Here is a 16215-nt window from a genome sequence, read left to right on the forward strand (position 1 = left end):
CTCATTCCTCGGTCAACGCGGAGCCGGCGCGGTCGAGCAGCGGCTTGAACAGGTAATTGAGCAACGAACGCTCGCCGGTGCGCACGAACATCTCGGCGGGCATGCCCGGCTTGATCACCAGGCCGTGGAGTTTCTCCAGCGCCGCCTCGCTGACGGTGGTGCGCAGCACGTAATACGGCGCGCCGGTCTTTTCATCGAGCATCTGGTCGGCGGAAATCAGACTGACCTCCCCCGGCACGCGCGGGGTGCGGCTCTGGTTGAAGGCGGTGAACAGAATATCGACCGGCAGGTGCGTGCCGACCTTGTCCACCAGGTGCACCGGCAAGTGCCCTTCGACTTCCAGGCGCGTGCCCTGGGGCACGATTTCCAGCAGGGTTTCACCGGTACGCACCACGGCGCCCTCGGTGTGCACGCTGAGATTGACCGCAATACCGTCGGCCGGTGCGTTGATCTCGCTGTGTTGCAAGTCGAAGCCGGCCGAGGTGAGTTGCTGCTCCAGGGTCAGGCTGCGCAATTGCGCGTCGGCCAACTGACTGCGCACGTCCTTCTGATATTCCTCGCTGTGCTGCTGCAGTTTCAGGCGCGATTCAAGGATGCCCTGCTCCACCCGACCGCTCTCACCGGTGTTCTGCGCCAGGTCCTGTTGCACCTGGGACAGCTGGCGTTGGTACTCCATCAGCCGGTTGCGCGGGATATAGCCGTTGTCGGCCAGGGGTTGCAGGTTGCTCAGTTGGTCACGCAGGGACTGGGCCTGGGCGGTCAGGTCGCTGCGGGCGCGGCGCATGCCGTTGAGCTGCGCCGTCGCGCCCTCGATATTCGCGCGGATGCCTGCCTGTTCACGGGCAAACGCTTCGCGACGGCTGCTGAACAATTGGCGCTGGCCTTCGAGCACCAACGCCAATGCCGGATCGGGGTTGCTGCTCAGCTCGGCGGGAAAGGTGATAGCGGATTGGTTGTCGCGCTCACTCTGCCACCGCGCGACGCTGGCCCAGGCCATGCGGTACTGGGCTTGCAGGGACTGCACGTCGGCCTGATTCTGGGTCTGGTCGAGACGGAACAGCGGCTGGCCTTGCTTCACCAACTGCCCCTCCTTCACCAGAATCCGACTGACCACGCCGGGGCTGAAGGTTTGCACCGCCTTGCGTTTGCCCGACACCACCACCGTGCCCTGCACCGGGATGCCCTGGTCCAGGGGCGCCAGGCTGGCCCAGAGGAAAAAGCCACCGGCACCGACCACGGTCAGCAGCCAGCCCAGGCGCGCAAAGAACCGGGCGTCGCGCTCTTTGAAACGTGGTTCAACAGTGATACTGCTCATGCGCCTGGATTCCTTCCGGCTTGATACTGACGGCTGAAACTCACACCGGGTTTTTCCTTCGGTGCTTCCTGCTGGCCCGATAACGCTCGCAGCACGTCCTGGCTCGGCCCGAATGCCTGCAAACGCCCTTCGTTGAGCACCAGCAATTTGTCGGCCTGGGCCAAGGCCGAAGAGCGATGGGTCACCAGCACCACACTGCTGCCCTGGGCCTTCATCTGCACAATGGCGCTGGCCAGCGCGGCCTCGCCGACGGTGTCGAGGTTGGAGTTGGGCTCGTCCAGTACGATCAACCGCGGCCCGCCGTACAACGCACGCGCCAGGGCCACCCGTTGTTTTTGGCCGCCGGACAGGCCACCACCGTTATCGCCCAGGACCGTGTCGTAACCGTGGGGCAAACGCAGGATCAACTCATGCACGCCGGCTTGCTGCGCAGCCTGCACCACCCGCTCGGGGTCGGCCTCGCGAAAGCGCGCAATGTTATCGGCGATGCTGCCGCTGAACAGTTCGATGTCCTGGGGCAGATAGCCGATGTGCGGGCCGAGGTCGTCGCGATCCCAGCGGTGAATGTCCGCACCGTCCAGGCGCACGGTGCCGGCCAAGGTCGACCACACGCCCACCAGCACGCGAGCCAGGGTGGATTTGCCGGAGCCCGAGGCGCCGAGCACGCCCAGCACTTCGCCGGCGCCGAGGTTGAAGCTGACCTGATGCAGGGTGGGCATGCGCCGTCCGGGCGGGCCAGCGCTGACCTGTTCGAAGCTGACCTGGCCTTTGGGTGCGGGCAATTTCATCTGCTCCACTTCCGGCGGGAACTCACGCAGCAATTCGTCCAGCCGCTGATAGGCCAGCTTGGCCGAACTCCATTGCTTCCAGACCGCAATCAACTGGTCGATGGGGCTGAGTACGCGGCCCATAAGGATCGAGCCGGCGATCATCATCCCCGCCGTCATATCGCCCTTGATCACCAGCAGTGCGCCCAGGCCCAGCACCAGGGATTGCAGGCACAGCCGCAAGGACTTGCTCAGAGAGGTGATCACCGAGCCGGTATCACTGGCTTTGTTCTGCAAACCCAGGAACTGCAAATGCACGGCGAACCAGCGTTTGCGCAACGCGCCAAGCATGCCCATGGCTTGAATGGTTTCGGCGTTGTGCAAATGGCTGGTGGCCAGTTGCGTCGACTGTTGGGAGAAACCACTGGCATCGCCCAATGGCTGCTTCGTCAGGTATTCGTTGAGGCACGCAAGGCCGATCAACAGCAGCGCGCCGGCGGTGGCCAACACCCCGAGCCAGACGTTGAAGAGGAAAATCACAAAAAGATAGATCGGAAACCACGGTGCATCGAAGAAGGCGAACAGCGCCGGCCCGGTGATGAATTGGCGGATATGGGTCAAGTCCCCCAGGGATTGCCCGGCATGCCCCTGGCCGCGTTGCAGGTTGCGTTCGAAAGCGGCCTTGTACACGCGCAAGTTGAAACGCCGCTCCAACTGGCTGCCGATGCGGATCACGATAAAACTGCGGATGACCTCGAGCAGGCCAATAAAGGCAAAGAAGCCGACGACCATCAGCGTCAACATCACCAGGGTGGTTTCATTCTGGGAGGACAGCACACGGTCGTACACTTGCAGCATGTAAATCGACGGCACCAGCATCAACAGGTTGATCAATGCCGTGAAACAGCCAATGCTGATCAAGATGCTCTTGTATTCACCCAGCGCCTTGAATAAGGGCGCAACCGCATGGGGCTTGGCCATATGTTCTGATCTTCCTTGAACCAAATTACGCGCATAAGTTGCCCACCCTCTCTTATAGAGGCCGTCAACTAATAAAATCGAGTTATAGACTTATAACAATAACTAAGGCACTCGTTTTAACTCCACCAAGGTGCCGGACTTTGTCCATGCCTGGTACTCACCTTCTTTCTGACGATTCAAATGGGTGATCCCGCTGCCTTCGGCATTGAATAGCCAGATACCGTCCGGGGTCGGCGACCACGTCAGGGGCTTGTCCCCCAGCCATTGCGCCACACAGGCCACATCGCCGCTCAGGGCATTGGCCTGCTCGAGCAGGTCCAGTGCACACACCTGGTCCTGCTGGTGCAACTGCCAATGCCCGGCCAGTTGGGCGCTGGAGGGTAAAACAAGACTGCTCGCCATTGCGTGGGCTCCTGCCGACACGAACATCACCTGCAACACGCAGGCGATCACATTGTAAAAACGCTGCATCTGTACGCTCCATCCTGGAGGCGCGGCGCTTGAGCGCCGCGCCGGTGCATCATGCCACGATGTCGCTGGCCGCCGCCTGGCCTACGGTGGTGACGAGGAAATCCGCCACGCCGTGCCCGGAGAAGTCGACGGCCAGGGTGCCCAGGTTGGTGCCTGCGGCGTAGCTCAACACCGCATCGCCGGCATGCCCGGTGAAGGCATTGACGAAGGTCAGGCCGGCCCCTTTGGTGATGCCGCTGAGGTCGATCTTGTCGGAGCCCGAGGTGAAGTCAAAGATCTTGTCCGCCGCCCCTGGCTTGGAGTCGGAACTGGCACCGAACACAAATGTGTCGTTGCCCGCGCCGCCCCACAATTGGTCCGCACCGCCGCCACCGTAGATGAGGTCGTTGCCGGCCCCGCCCTTGATTACGTTGGCCGCGTTGTTGCCGATGATCAGGTCGTTGCCCGCACCGCCGAAGGCGTTCTCGACGGTCACGCCCTTGGCGATGGAGACGTTGCCCACCAGGCCGCCAACGTCGGAAAACGAGGCCTCATTGAGGTTGATCTTCTGGTTCTGGGTGAAGCCGGAGAAGTCCAGGGTGTCATTGCCGCCACCGTCCCAGACCGAGAACACCAGCTTGTCGGCGTTGGAAGTGGCGCTGAGGAAATCGCGCCCGGTGTTGGAGTTGAACCCGTAGGTGGTATCGCCGGCACGGGTGTTGTAGTTGGCACCGTAGAGCTTCTGGATCGCGGCGATGTCGTCGATCAGCGGGCCGGAGGCGTAGGCTTCGACCCCGCCTTTACTGAAGTTCTGGTGGGTGTTGCTCTCGCTCCAGTAACTCATGAGGCTGTAGCCGCGCGTGTCCTGTCCATAGGTCGCGTCGTTGTAGGTTGGGGCGCCTTCGCCGGCGTTGTAGTCGCCAGGGTGAGCCAGGCCCAGGGTGTGGCCGATTTCGTGGGTCAGGGTCTGCCGGCCGTAGTTGTTCAGGTCCGGGGTCTTGTTCGGCGTGTAGCTGTTGTTGGTCAGGTACCACGAAGTGCCGTCGTAGCCTGCACCGGTGCCGGGCAGGTAGGCGAAGGCAGCCGCGCCGTCTTGGCCGCTGCTGTAGTTGCCGAATGTCATGTGGCCGTCACCGCCGGTGGCCTTCTCGGTGAAGGTGACGTTGGCCACGTCCGACCAGGATTGCATGGCCAGTGCGGCCTGTGCTTTCTGCTGGGCGTTGAACTGGCTGAACCCCGAGATGCCATGTTTGTTCATGGTGCTCGACGACGCCGAGGTCAGGAAGGTGTAGGTCAGGTCGATCTTGCCGTTGCCGTCAAAGTCCCGGTATGCGGCGCCGTCACGCAGCAACTGGGTGGCCGCCTGGTCAACGGTGTAGGAGGGTTTGCCATTGATCGTGAGATTGCCGCCACGGTCATACAGATGGCTGAAGCTATCGATTTGCGAGTAAGCGGTACTGGCTTGTGCCGCCGACACGATAGCCTTGTCTTTTACTTTTGACATAAACGTACTTCCTTGTTTGCAAGTGCATCAGTCTTGGGTCGATAGGAATCCCGTGGGCGAGATCGTCCTATCACTCGCCTCTTTTGAAGGCGTCATGAAACTGACACAACTTGAAATCTTTCGTCTACATCTTTTCCAGCATGAGCACTGACCCATAAACAGGGCTAACAAGTTTGGCTCCGTATCTATTGGGCAGCGTTGCCTTTGTCCGACAAAAGACATCGGGCACTTATTTAAATATTAAATAGCGTTAAAGCCGCTCAAGTTGAACGGCACGCTTGATAATTGGATCCATTTTATTGTCACGGTGTCATTGGCAACATTAAACAGCCACTATTTATATTAATATATCGGCGCAGTCCCCCTATTACCGGGCCACACGCCAGCCAGTGTTGTGCAGTGCCTGTAACAACGTTTCGCCTTGCAAGCCCGGCACCTGAATGCCGTCGTCGGTCACCATGTCTTCGCCAGCCAGGATCGCGTTGATGATCGCTTCCTCCACCGCCTCCGCCGCCGCACTGAACAGCGGCGAAATATGATCGTTATTCACCATCTGCAAAGTGCTGCTCAACGGCAGGCCCTTGCGCGCGTAGTCCGCTGGCGGCAGATCCTGGTTGCCGGTGGCGAAGGCCAGGAACAGGTCGCCGCTGGAGTCCTCGGTGCCACCCCCGGTGCGCGCGATGCCAATAGACGCGCGCTGTGCCAGGCGCTGGCATTGGTGCGGCAGCAGGGGCGCATCCGTGGCGATGATCACCACGATCGAGCCCATGCCCGGCGTGCCTCGTTCGGCGAAGGGTGACGGGATGTTCATCAAGCGGCGGCCTACCGGATAACCGTCGACCCGCAGTTCCTGGCGCTTGCCATGGTTGGCCTGCACCAGCACGCCGACGGTCCAGCCGCCCTGCTCTGCCGGCAAGCGCCGCGAAGCGCTGCCGATACCGCCCTTGAATTCATGGCAGATCATCCCCGTCCCACCGCCCACGGCGCCTTCTTGCACGGGGCCGCGTTCGGCGCTGTCCAGCGCTTGGCGCACATGCTCGGGCTTGACGTGCTGTCCCCAGATATCGTTGAGCAGACCGTCGTAGGTTTCCATCACCACCGGCATGCACCAGTACACCGCCGGGTCCGGCAGGCGCTCGCGCTCCAGGGCAATCAAGGTGTCGCGCACGATGCCAATGCTGTGGGTGTTGGTGATGGCCAGCGGCGTGGTCAACAGGCCCGCCTCGCTGATCCATTCCAGGCCGGTGGCGTCACCATTGCCATTAAGCACGTGATACCCGGCAAAGCACGGCTGCAACCGCGCTTCCCCGGCGCGGGGCTGGACCACGCTGACACCGGTACGCACCTGTTTGCCGTCGACACGGGTCTTGAGCGTACTGTGACCGACCCGAACCCCGGTAACGTCGGTGATGGCATTCAACTCACCGGGTGTGCCCAGCCCCAACGTGATGCCCAATTGACGTGCACGCATAACCACTCCTTACAATTTCTGAAAGGCCGGACTCGACCGGCCGCTGATGCAATACAGAATCACCGACAGGGCCAGCAAGCCGATGATGATCATGATGTCGCGTACTGACGCCGCGTAGATCAAGGTCACCAGCAAGTAACCCGCGCCCAGTGCAGCCAGCAACGCCGGCAACGGCCACAGCGGCATGCGATAGGGATGCTCGCGGTCGCGCAGCAGCACGCGGCTCATCAACGCGCTCAACGCCACCACCAGGTAAACCAATATGATCAGCAATACGCTGAACGAAGTGAGGTCAGCCAGGTTGGAGCTGAAGCTCAGCAACGCCGACGGGATCGCCAGGAACAGCGTGGCCAGCCAGGGCGAATCCCAGCGCGGATGAATGCGGGTGAACAGCTTGTTGATGGTAGGCGTCCACAATGCATCGCGCCCGCTGCTGAACACCACGCGGCCGATCTGGATAACGATGGCGACGATGGCATTGAACACCGACAGGAAGATGCCCGCACTGACCAGGCGCGACAGGGTTTCATTGCCATGACTGGTGAGCAGGTAGCCGATGGGGTCCGGGCTGCTGATCATCGCACTCAGCGAGGGCGCGCCGATCAACAGCGCCGTGATCGGCACCAGCTCGATCACCACCACCAGTCCCAGGGACCACAGCACCGCCTTGTGCACGCCCTTGCCCCCGCATTTCATGTCTTCGGCCAGCAACACAGCGGGGCCGTAACCGTTGTAGGAAAACAGGCCAATGCCCACCGCGCTAATCACCAGGGCCCAAGGCGCCAGGTGCAATACACCGTTTTCGACGATCTGGGGTTGAAACAGCACGCTGGCGGGCTGCACCGGGTTACCGAAGCCGATGCACACGATCACCAGCAACGCCGCGACTTCCAGCAGCAGGCAGGTCCCGGTGATCCACGCGTTGAGCTTGATATTGAGGATGCCCAGGGCGTAGCTGCACACCACGATCACCAGGGCCACGGTTTGCGCGTCGAATGTGGTACCCAGAGCATTGTTGAGATAGGTTGCGGCACCAGTGGCCAATACCGGAGGAATAAACAACAGCATCACCAGCACGGTCAGGAACGTCGCGTAGCCGGCCATGCCACCGAACACGCGCTTGGCATACACATACTCGCCACCGGCGCTGTTATGGGCGCGGCCCAGTTCGGCGTAGCAAAACGCGAACATCAGCGCCAGCAGCCCTGCCATCACGAACGCCAGGAACACGCCGCTGCCAGCCTGCTGGATGGCAAAAGGCGCGATCACGAAGACGGAACTGGCGGGGGTCACTGCTGAAACGGTAATGGCCACCACATCGAAGACGCTCAGGGTGGGTTTCAGCACGCCATCGGGCGCAGCGGAAGTGCTCATATCGTTATCCTCTGTCGTTGTTCTTGGTGTGAGGCAGAAACGAAAGGTCTGAAAGTGGCGGGATATGTTTCCCGCTGGATGCTGCCGACGATAACGGTTGGGCTAGTGCCAGCCAATTCCCCTATTGGCGTACTCCCCTTGACGGCACCCGGCAAAAGCCGAACCCTTGGGGTGATCTTTTGTTGGCGGGAGCCTGCTACATGAGCCTGTTTCGTGAAGTCGGCATGCACGCTGGCCTGGGCCGCACCGTTGCGCACATCGGCACCGAGCGTTTCTGGAAACAGCTGGTGCTGTTGTTGCGCCAATGCGTGCCCTTCGATAACGCGCTGGCGATCTTCTACCCCGTGGAAGGCCCGCCCCAGGCCCTGGAAGAATACGACGCCCAGCCGAGCAGCAAGCCGGCGTCGATGCTGGTGTACCTCAATGGCCTGTATTTGCTCGATCCGTTCTTCCAGGCCTGTCGCGAGGGTTATGCCAGCGGTGTGTATCGCCTTGAGGAAGTGGCGCCGGACCATTTTCGCCAGAGCGAATATTTCCTCAGTTACTTTCACGACAATGTGCTGGAAGACGAGGTGCAGTTGATCCTGCAATTGCCGGGCGCGGGGACGCTGTCGCTGTCACTGGGCATGCAGCGGCGATTCAGCGTTGAGGAAACCGGGCTGATGACCACCCTGTCGGCCTGGGTGCTGCCCTTGATGCAGCAGCACTGGCAACAAAGCACCCGGCGCGAGCCAGCCATGGACAGCCAGATCAGGGATGCGCTGAGCCAATTCGGCTGCGGTGTGCTTTCGGACCGCGAACTGGAAATCGCCCGCCTGGTGCTGCGCGGGTTCTCCTCCAAGGCCATGGCCGAACGCCTGCATATCTCGCCGGACACGGTGAAGGTGCACCGCCGGCATCTGTACGCGAAGCTGGACATCTCGTCACAGCCGGAACTGTTTTCGTTGTTTATCCAGTCGTTGGGGCATGACCTGGAAACCCCGTGAAACCAAGGTTGTACTCAAACCAAATGTGGGAGGTCCCACAACCTCTTCGACGTAGCGCTGTCGCGCAGCAAATTGGGACCTCTGTGGCGAGCGGGCTTGTCCCGCGTTGGGGTGCGAAGCGCCCCTGATGAAGACGAATGCGGTGTATCAGGCACTCCTTTGCGTCTGGTTTTGGGGCCGCTGCGCAGCCCGACGCGGGACAAGCCCGCTCACCACAAGAATACGGACGCCTGAAATTGTTTATGCAAGACTCAGATTTCAGAGTGAAACTTTAACCCTTTAAAATCAGTAAGTTATTTTAATTTTAAAAAATGGGGGGCTTGCCATCCCCCCCACATCAGACTTCTTCAACGGCCCATACGAATGGTGTTCCACACCCGCGTGCGAATCCGGTCGATGTTCAGCGGCATCGCCTCCAGCGCGAATAACTTGCCCATCATTTCGTCGCTGGGGTAGATCTTGGTGTCGGCCTTGATCTCAGGGTCTACCAGGCTATCCGCTGCACTGTTGCCGTTGGCGTAGTGCACGGAGTTGGTGATGTCCGCCATCACCTGCGGCTCCAGCAGGTAGTTCATGAACGCGTAGCCGGCCTTTTCATCGGGGGCATCGGCGGGCATGGCCACCATGTCGAACCAGATTGCGGCGCCTTCCTTGGGGATCTGATAGCCGATCTTCACGCCATTCTTGGCTTCCTTGGCGCGGCTTTCGGCTTGCAGTACGTCGCCGGAGAAGCCGACCGCCACACAGATGTCGCCATTGGCCAGGTCGCCGGTGTATTTCGAGGAGTGGAAGTACGCTACATACGGCCGCACTTTCATCAGCAGTGCCTCGGCTTTTTTGTAGTCCTCGGGTTTTTTACTGTGGGGTGGCAGCCCCAGGTAGTTAAGGGCGATAGGCAGCAATTCCGGGCCGTTGTCGAGGATCGCCACCCCGCACTTACTGAGCTTTTCCATGTACTCGGGCTTGAAGATCAGGTCCCAGGAATCCACCGGTGCGTTATCACCCAGTACCGCCTTGACCTTGTCGATGTTGTAGCCGATGCCGGTACTGCCCCACAAGTACGGGAAACCATGGGCATTACCCGGGTCGTTGTTTTCCAGGGCCTTGAGCAGCACGGGGTTGAGGTTTTTCCAGTTGGGCAACTGGCGCTTGTCGAGTTTCTTCAAGGCGCCGCCCTGGATCTGCCGCGCCATGAAGTGGTTGGACGGAAACACCACGTCGTAGCCGGAGTTACCCGTCATCAGCTTGCCGTCGAGGGTTTCGTTGCTGTCATACACGTCGTAGCTGAAACCGATGCCGGTTTGTTTCTGGAAATTCTTCGTGGTGTCCGGCGCAATGTAGCTGGACCAGTTGTAGATCTTCACCGTTTCGGCGGCGTGGCTGATAGAGGCCACCAACATCACGGGCAACAGGGCAATGGCTTTCATGGTTCGATTTCCTGGCGATTTTAGGGCTGTTTTTATGGCAGGCGATCAAGGATCAAAGCGTTACAAAATCAGTACGTAGGTCTTGCGCACGGTTGCCTGGATGTCCCAGATGCCGGTGCTGTTGGCCGGCAACATCAGTGCGTCGCCGGCTTGTATGTGAACGATTTCGCCGTTGTCAGGGGTGAACGTGCAGCGGCCCTGGATAAAGTGGCAAAACTCCTGGGCTTTGATCTGCCGCCGCCAGCGACCTGGGGTGCAGGCCCAGATACCGGTTTCGACGCCGTCGCTGCGTTCAACGCTCAAGGTTGAGGCCACCGCGATCGGCTCGCCCAGGGGCACGGCCACCGGCGATGAGTCCGGCAGGTGGGCATTCAGCGTGTCTTTGAATTGAGTGATGCTCATGGGGTTTTCCCGTGTAAGTGAAACGACTTAGTGCATGAAACCTTCCATGAACCCGGCTATGCCGATCGCGAGCTTGCGGCGCCAAGGGGCGGTGTTGGGGTTGGCGAGCACCTGGTCTTCATGGACGAAACTGCGAATGATCGCGTTGTAGCCAAGCCAGCGGCACGGCTCCGGCTCCCAGGCCTTGAGCGCGTCCAATCCGCGCTCGCGGAGCACCCAGGGTTGGTGGATAAGCGGCGTGTCGCGACCGAGGATCAGGTCGGCCAAGGTGCGGCCGCCCAGGTTAGTGGCGCCGACGCCCTCCCCGCCGTAGCCACCGGCCAGGGCGATGCCGGTCCTGTGATCGCAGAGCATGTGCGGCCGGAAACGGCGCGACATACCGAGGTTGCCGCCCCAGGAATGGGTAATCCGCACCTTTTTCAGCTGTGGGAAGAGTTCGCCGAACAGGTAGCGACGTAGTGCCACTTCGCTGTCAGTCAAATCGAAGTTGTGGCGCAATTTACCGGCGAACTGGTAACCGCCTCGGGCGCCGAACACCAGGCGGTTATCCGCCGAGCGTTGGCCATAGGTGACCTGGCGGCTGCTTTCGCCAAAGGCCTGGCCGTGGCTCAGGCCGATTTCATCCCAGGTACTGGCGGGCAGTGGTTCGGTGGCAACGATCAGGCTTTGCACCGGCAACTGGTATCGGCCCAAGGGCGGCAAGGTATTCGCGTAACCCTCGACAGCCGGCACCACCCAGGCAGCGCGCACACTGGCTTTGGCGGTGCGTACAGTGCCGGACTGCCAATGAGTGACCGGACTGCTTTCATAAATGGTCACGTCCATGTTCTCCACCACCCGCGCAAGGCCGCGCACCAGCTTGGCCGGGTTGATTGTGGCGACATGGGGGGCATGGATACCGCCATAGGGCTTGGCGATGCGGATCTGTCCAGCCAACTGTTGCGGGCTCAGCCAGCGGTAATCGGCTTCGGTCAGGCCTTGGGCGTAGAGCGTGTCCAGGTAAGCGCGCAGGCTGCCTTCCTGCTCGGGGTAGCGCGCGGCGCAGTACAGCGCGCCGCCCTTGCGGTAGTCGCAGTCGATGCCTTCACGGGCCAGAACCTGGGCCACTTCGTCGGGAATGCCATGCAGCAGGTCGAAGGAGGCGCGGCGCTGTTCAAGCGCAAGGCCGGCCAACAAGCGGTCTTCGCCCAGCAGATTGCCCATCAACCAGCCGCCGTTGCGGCCCGATGCACCGAAGCCAGCGGTTTGCGCCTCGATAATCGCAATCTTCAGCTCAGGCGCCTGGCGTTTCAGGTAGTAGGCGGTCCACAGTCCGGTGTAGCCGGCACCGATAATGGCCACGTCGACGTCCAGATCATGTTCGAGGGACGGCCGCGCCATCAGCGGGTCGTCCAACTGGTCCATCCATAAACTGATGTTGCGCCATGCCGGCATGCCAAGCTCCCCTACCACATTTCGATAGGGTTGATCCTAGAGCCCGGGGTTATTCGCTGTCTTGCGCGCGTGCACGCAGGGAAATGTGTTTGACGTAGGCCTTGGGTGACTGGCCGGTGTGCTGGCGAAAGGCGCTGTAGAACGCCGACAACGAATTGAAACCGGCGGCGAAGGCCAGGTCGTCGACCTTGATCGGTAGTTGCGCTTTATCCAGTGCGGCCAGCAGATGCTGGAGCCGCGCCTGGTTTACGTAGCGGTAGAAACTTTGCCCCAAGACCTGGTTGAGCAGGTAGGAAATCTGATTGCGGCTGTAGCCACACTCCTTGGCGACGCGCTGCAGGTCCAGCTCGGGATCCAGATAAGGCTGCCTGCGCTCGAAGTACTGCTGCAAGTCATTGGCCATATGCCCCAATTGCTGAGGCGACAGGCCCAGGCGGCTGACGCTGGGACGCGGGGTCTGGGAGGGCTGTTCATGCACCAATGACGCGTACTCATTGACGCGCCAGATCAACCCATCGCGGACGGTGATGGCTTCGCTGGTACGGAATGACACTAGCCCCTGACCGCCGCGCAAGGTGATGCGGTACTGGATGAACGCAGTGTCGCCATCGGCGCGGATGCGGTCGGTATGTTCAATGGCCTCGTCAGCTTCGCGGGGCATGCTGGCTTGCAGGTACTCGCGCAGTTCGGCGTAACCGATCACACGGTTCTGGAAAAAATCGTGGTACTGGATGTCCGGGTGGTAGTAGGACATCACGCCCTCAAGGTCGCGATGACGCCAGCACAGGTGGTGGCGCAGCACCAGATCACGCGTGGCGTGGGTGTAATGGCAATCATCGTCTGGCGCGATGTCGGGCATGGAAGGCTCTGAGACGGGTAAACCTCGGAGATTGCCGAATTTTGCCCGCGCCGACAATGGCCAATTGGAACTTCTTACTAGTGGCGTTTTGCCCGTCCCTAAGCAGGAGCTGACCCACGTCAAGTGAATGGCTGACAACCGCCGAACGGGGCAGAAAAAGTCACCTTGTACTTGCGAACGAATGCTATTTTTAACTCCTCCGACGCCACGACCAGTGACGGTCCTGGCCCCCTGCCGCGAGCTAAAGGAAGCGCTCAATGAACAAGGTGGGCAACATGAATAAAGTGACGTTCCCGAACGCCTGCCAGCTGATGCGCTGGCATTTTCATCCGATGGGCTTCGAGGGCAGCATGGATGCGCCCGGCAGTATGGTCGCCCGCCTGTTCGACCGGGCCAGCGGCGAGACGCTGATTGCCATCGCCGGCATCCCCTGCGCCACCGTGATGAATGCTGCCGATGTGGAGCGAATTATCGAGGCGGTGGAGGATGAGTTGGAGTCGTTTGTGCCGCCGTTGTCGCTGAGGGCCTGACTCCGGCCCCGCCAACAGGAAAGAAGGTCAACTGTGGGAGGGGGCTTGCTCCCGATAGCGCTGGTTCAGTCACTGTAGGTGGTGACTGACACCCTGCTATCGGGAGCAAGCCCCCTCCCACATTGGAATCGCATTTGTCCCCCTACTAATGGCGCTGATCGTCGAAAAACGCTTTCTTGCCGTCAACCCGCTCCGAGGCCTTGGGCACATTCACCGCCTGGCCTTCGGGTTTTTCCACATACCAGTAGCAATGGCTCACGGCCCGGGTAATCCCGACGTAGGCCAGACGCAGCACTTCGTCCTTTTGCGCGGTGTCATAAGGTTCGCTGTCCCCGTCCTTGCCCAGGCCCGCCATGCGGTAGACCTGGTTCTTGTAAGGCGAACTGGTCACATGCTGGCAATCACCGAGCAGGAACACCGCATCCGCCTGCAGGCCCTTGGCGCTGTGGTACGTCAGCTGCTTCAACCTGCGCGCGGCTGCCGGCAAGCTAGAATCAACATTAACAATTGACTGAATATGCTCTTGAATCAGTAGCTTATCGCTACTTTTTCGATACAGCATTAATACCGAATCGCCCTTTTGATAGTGTTCCAGCAGTTGCCGCCCCAATGCCGCATCGTCCCGCTCCAGTACGGTGACCGGTACCAACGCTTTTGGCGTGCCACTGGCCTTGGCCTTTTTACCCGGGATGGCCGGTGCGGCGCGCACGATATGTTCCGCAGCGTCGATGATGTGCTGATGGCTGCGGTAGTTCTCGCTGAGCATGACGCGGGTAGTGCTCGGCGATGGGAATTCCTGGTTGAATTCCATGAAGTACTTGGGCGAACTGCCGCGCCAGCCGTAGATCGACTGCCAGTCATCGCCCACGCACAGCAAGGACGAACGTTGCGCACCACGGCCCACATGCATCGCCGGGCCACGGCTGCGGATTTCCCGCAGGCTGGCGCGTATCCACGAGACGATCTGGGGCGATACGTCCTGGAATTCGTCGATCATTAAGTGCGACATCGGCCGCAGCAGCTGATCGCTGAGGAGCTTGAGGTTTTCCGGGGTGTTTTCGCCGAACAGCGAAAACATGCGGTTATAGGTCATGATCGGCGGCGATTGGTCGAGCAGGTGGTCTTCCAGGGCCTTCCAGAAAATGCTCAGGGCTTCAAAGAAGAACCGGTCCGGGTCGTCCTTGGCGAAGCTCATCTGGCCGACAGCGGTCGGCACGTCCAGGCCGAGGTTCTCGATAAAGCCGGCTGCCATCACGAAACTGTCCAACAGCGGCGCCGAAGCCAGCTCGCCCTTGACCTTGTAATCAAAGCCGGGACCTGCGCTGGCATCTCCTGCGAGGCTGCTTAAAAGCCGCTTTGACGAATCATAGCTATCCAGCCATATCAAAGGCTTACGACAGAAAGCTTGAAACAAGGTGCGCTTTACCGCCCACTCTGCGCGTACCGACAGCTTCGAATTCGGCCGGCTGATCTGGGGGTTTTCCCTGGCGTCAAAGCCCAGCACTACCCACGCATCCAGCTCCGGGATATAGCCGTGGCAGTGAAACTGCGCGCCATTGATTTCGAAGCGCTGGCGACTGGGCTCAATCCCCTTGATTGGCCAGGCGCCGGCACGAAACCACAGGTCTTCGATCACATCGCAGAGTTCTTCGTCGCGCTTGGCGGCCAGCTCGGTCACCGCTACGCGCTTCTGTACATCCGGATGATCACGCTCCAGTTCGCGCAGCTGCAGGCCGTGGCGTGCCAACGGTGCAATCAGTTCACGAAAGCGCGGGTTCTGGCTATGCAATCGGTGATAACAGGCATTCATCTGCTGGCGCTGGGCGTCGCTGATGCGCAGGTCGAACGGGTTGCTGTCAGCGTCTTCGAAACCGGCGCTGAGGTTTTCAAAAGCCTGCAGGCGTTCAAAACCCGGCAGGCTGCGGACCATCGGCAGGATGCGCGAATGAAAAGTGCGCACCACCGCCTGGGCTTCTTTCATGCCAAGGGGTTGGCCCCACAGGCTGAGAATTTCCATGAGCTTGTTGATGAAGTCTTTGCGCGACTCGCGGGTGAAGGTCACCACGGTCATCGAGCTCAATTCGAAGCCCAGGTAATGGGTGAGCAGCAAAATACGCAGCACCAGCGAGGTGGATTTACCCGCGCCGGCACCGGCGATCACCGAGGTTGACGGCGTGTCGCTGAAGATCATCTTCCATTGCGCCGCGCTCGGCTGGGCATGGGCCGGTAACAAACGAGCCACATCAGCCTTGATGCGTTTCTTCACGTCGGCGGTCAAGGGCAGATGCCAATCGTCGAACAGGCTGTCATCGACGCCGGGCGCGCGGTGCTCATCGGGACGGAAGTCGCGGATCAACAGGACTTGTCGACCTTCCTCGATGCCATCGGCCTTGCCCTCGCGATAGCCATACTCCACGCCGGCCTCGTGACCACTGCGAAAACCATCGGCCTGCCCGTGCAACCAGGAAAACCGATGCTGTGCGCGCAAACGCGTCAGGCCATGGCCAAACAGGCGTGCGGCAAGGCGTTTGAGCAGCGGCATTTCCGCCAATGGGCGCAGTTCGGGGGGCAGATCAGGCTTGTGTTGCGGCACGCGGACTCCTGCGATGAGCTGGGGTTTGACAAGTGCGCCATGGTCGCCGGAATCGGCGCTCAGTTCCAGCCAATTGCTTTACGGTCATGCAGTTAGGCGATGAAGTGAAAGTCAAAGCGCCA

At 60.6% G+C, this 16215-nt stretch carries 13 protein-coding genes; 2 read left to right on the forward strand and 11 right to left on the reverse strand.

The window, feature by feature from the left end; translation table 11 throughout:
- Position 1: 1 nt before the first annotated feature.
- From FBY10_RS24800 to FBY10_RS24825, 6 genes are all read right to left on the reverse strand, one after another.
- Positions 2-1315 (reverse strand): HlyD family type I secretion periplasmic adaptor subunit, encoded by a 1314-nt coding sequence (locus tag FBY10_RS24800; protein ID WP_131696377.1) that lies wholly within the window; start codon positions 1313-1315, stop codon positions 2-4.
- On the reverse strand, positions 1312-3063 hold the full coding sequence (locus FBY10_RS24805) for a type I secretion system permease/ATPase (protein WP_145338121.1): 1752 nt from the start codon (positions 3061-3063) through the stop codon (positions 1312-1314). Before FBY10_RS24805 ends, FBY10_RS24800 begins: the two co-directional genes overlap by 4 nt.
- Before the next feature lie 102 nt (positions 3064-3165).
- On the reverse strand, positions 3166-3534 hold the full coding sequence (locus FBY10_RS24810; RefSeq protein ID WP_145338122.1) for an AprI/Inh family metalloprotease inhibitor: 369 nt from the start codon (positions 3532-3534) through the stop codon (positions 3166-3168).
- Between the two features lie 49 nt (positions 3535-3583).
- Positions 3584-5017 carry a serralysin family metalloprotease gene (locus tag FBY10_RS24815; RefSeq protein WP_145338123.1) on the reverse strand — a complete coding sequence of 478 codons (1434 nt, stop codon included), beginning with the start codon at positions 5015-5017 and terminating at the stop codon, positions 3584-3586.
- Positions 5018-5384: 367 nt separating this feature from the next.
- Entirely contained in the window at positions 5385-6488 is a 1104-nt protein-coding gene (locus FBY10_RS24820; RefSeq protein ID WP_145338124.1) for a P1 family peptidase, read from the reverse strand.
- Positions 6489-6497: 9 nt separating this feature from the next.
- Positions 6498-7862: an APC family permease gene (locus tag FBY10_RS24825; RefSeq protein ID WP_145338125.1), complete on the reverse strand. Its 1365-nt coding sequence runs from the start codon at positions 7860-7862 to the stop codon at positions 6498-6500.
- A 200-nt stretch (positions 7863-8062) separates the two neighbouring features.
- On the opposite strand from FBY10_RS24825, the gene FBY10_RS24830 reads away from it, so the two are divergent.
- Entirely contained in the window at positions 8063-8848 is a 786-nt protein-coding gene (locus FBY10_RS24830; protein WP_145338126.1) for a helix-turn-helix transcriptional regulator, read from the forward strand.
- A gap of 347 nt (positions 8849-9195) precedes the next feature.
- Here FBY10_RS24830 and FBY10_RS24835 read toward each other — a convergent pair whose 3' ends face one another.
- From FBY10_RS24835 to FBY10_RS24850, 4 genes are read right to left on the reverse strand one after another with little or no spacing between them, the layout of a single operon-like run.
- Positions 9196-10275 carry a polyamine ABC transporter substrate-binding protein gene (locus FBY10_RS24835; protein ID WP_131696384.1) on the reverse strand — a complete coding sequence of 360 codons (1080 nt, stop codon included), beginning with the start codon at positions 10273-10275 and terminating at the stop codon, positions 9196-9198.
- Between the two features lie 60 nt (positions 10276-10335).
- Positions 10336-10677 carry a cupin domain-containing protein gene (locus tag FBY10_RS24840; RefSeq protein ID WP_145338127.1) on the reverse strand — a complete coding sequence of 114 codons (342 nt, stop codon included), beginning with the start codon at positions 10675-10677 and terminating at the stop codon, positions 10336-10338.
- Between the two features lie 27 nt (positions 10678-10704).
- A complete protein-coding gene (locus tag FBY10_RS24845) occupies positions 10705-12111 on the reverse strand; it encodes an FAD-binding oxidoreductase (protein WP_145338128.1) in 1407 nt (468 codons plus the stop codon).
- 49 nt (positions 12112-12160) lie between these two features.
- The gene (locus FBY10_RS24850; protein WP_145338129.1) at positions 12161-12970 is read right to left on the reverse strand and encodes an AraC family transcriptional regulator; all 810 of its coding nucleotides are present in this window, start codon (positions 12968-12970) and stop codon (positions 12161-12163) included.
- 257 nt (positions 12971-13227) lie between these two features.
- Between FBY10_RS24850 and FBY10_RS24855 the strand changes: the two genes are divergently transcribed.
- Positions 13228-13500 carry a DUF1652 domain-containing protein gene (locus FBY10_RS24855; protein ID WP_027605770.1) on the forward strand — a complete coding sequence of 91 codons (273 nt, stop codon included), beginning with the start codon at positions 13228-13230 and terminating at the stop codon, positions 13498-13500.
- Between the two features lie 145 nt (positions 13501-13645).
- On the opposite strand, the gene FBY10_RS24860 is transcribed toward FBY10_RS24855, so the two are convergent.
- Positions 13646-16093: a UvrD-helicase domain-containing protein gene (locus FBY10_RS24860; RefSeq protein ID WP_145338130.1), complete on the reverse strand. Its 2448-nt coding sequence runs from the start codon at positions 16091-16093 to the stop codon at positions 13646-13648.
- Positions 16094-16215 lie beyond the last annotated feature (122 nt).

Source organism: Pseudomonas sp. SJZ103, from assembly GCF_007828335.1.
In the GTDB taxonomy this organism is placed as follows: Bacteria; Pseudomonadota; Gammaproteobacteria; order Pseudomonadales; family Pseudomonadaceae; genus Aquipseudomonas.

Coding starts and splice junctions, on each gene's coding strand:
- FBY10_RS24815 (WP_145338123.1), bottom strand. CDS start 5,017: ATGTCAAAAGTAAAAGACAAGGCTATCGTGTCGGCGGCACAAGCCAGT.
- FBY10_RS24850 (WP_145338129.1), bottom strand. CDS start 12,970: ATGCCCGACATCGCGCCAGACGATGATTGCCATTACACCCACGCCACG.
- FBY10_RS24800 (WP_131696377.1), bottom strand. CDS start 1,315: ATGAGCAGTATCACTGTTGAACCACGTTTCAAAGAGCGCGACGCCCGG.
- FBY10_RS24820 (WP_145338124.1), bottom strand. CDS start 6,488: ATGCGTGCACGTCAATTGGGCATCACGTTGGGGCTGGGCACACCCGGT.
- FBY10_RS24845 (WP_145338128.1), bottom strand. CDS start 12,111: ATGCCGGCATGGCGCAACATCAGTTTATGGATGGACCAGTTGGACGAC.
- FBY10_RS24805 (WP_145338121.1), bottom strand. CDS start 3,063: ATGGCCAAGCCCCATGCGGTTGCGCCCTTATTCAAGGCGCTGGGTGAA.
- FBY10_RS24810 (WP_145338122.1), bottom strand. CDS start 3,534: ATGCAGCGTTTTTACAATGTGATCGCCTGCGTGTTGCAGGTGATGTTC.
- FBY10_RS24825 (WP_145338125.1), bottom strand. CDS start 7,862: ATGAGCACTTCCGCTGCGCCCGATGGCGTGCTGAAACCCACCCTGAGC.
- FBY10_RS24835 (WP_131696384.1), bottom strand. CDS start 10,275: ATGAAAGCCATTGCCCTGTTGCCCGTGATGTTGGTGGCCTCTATCAGC.
- FBY10_RS24830 (WP_145338126.1), top strand. CDS start 8,063: ATGAGCCTGTTTCGTGAAGTCGGCATGCACGCTGGCCTGGGCCGCACC.
- FBY10_RS24840 (WP_145338127.1), bottom strand. CDS start 10,677: ATGAGCATCACTCAATTCAAAGACACGCTGAATGCCCACCTGCCGGAC.
- FBY10_RS24855 (WP_027605770.1), top strand. CDS start 13,228: ATGAACAAGGTGGGCAACATGAATAAAGTGACGTTCCCGAACGCCTGC.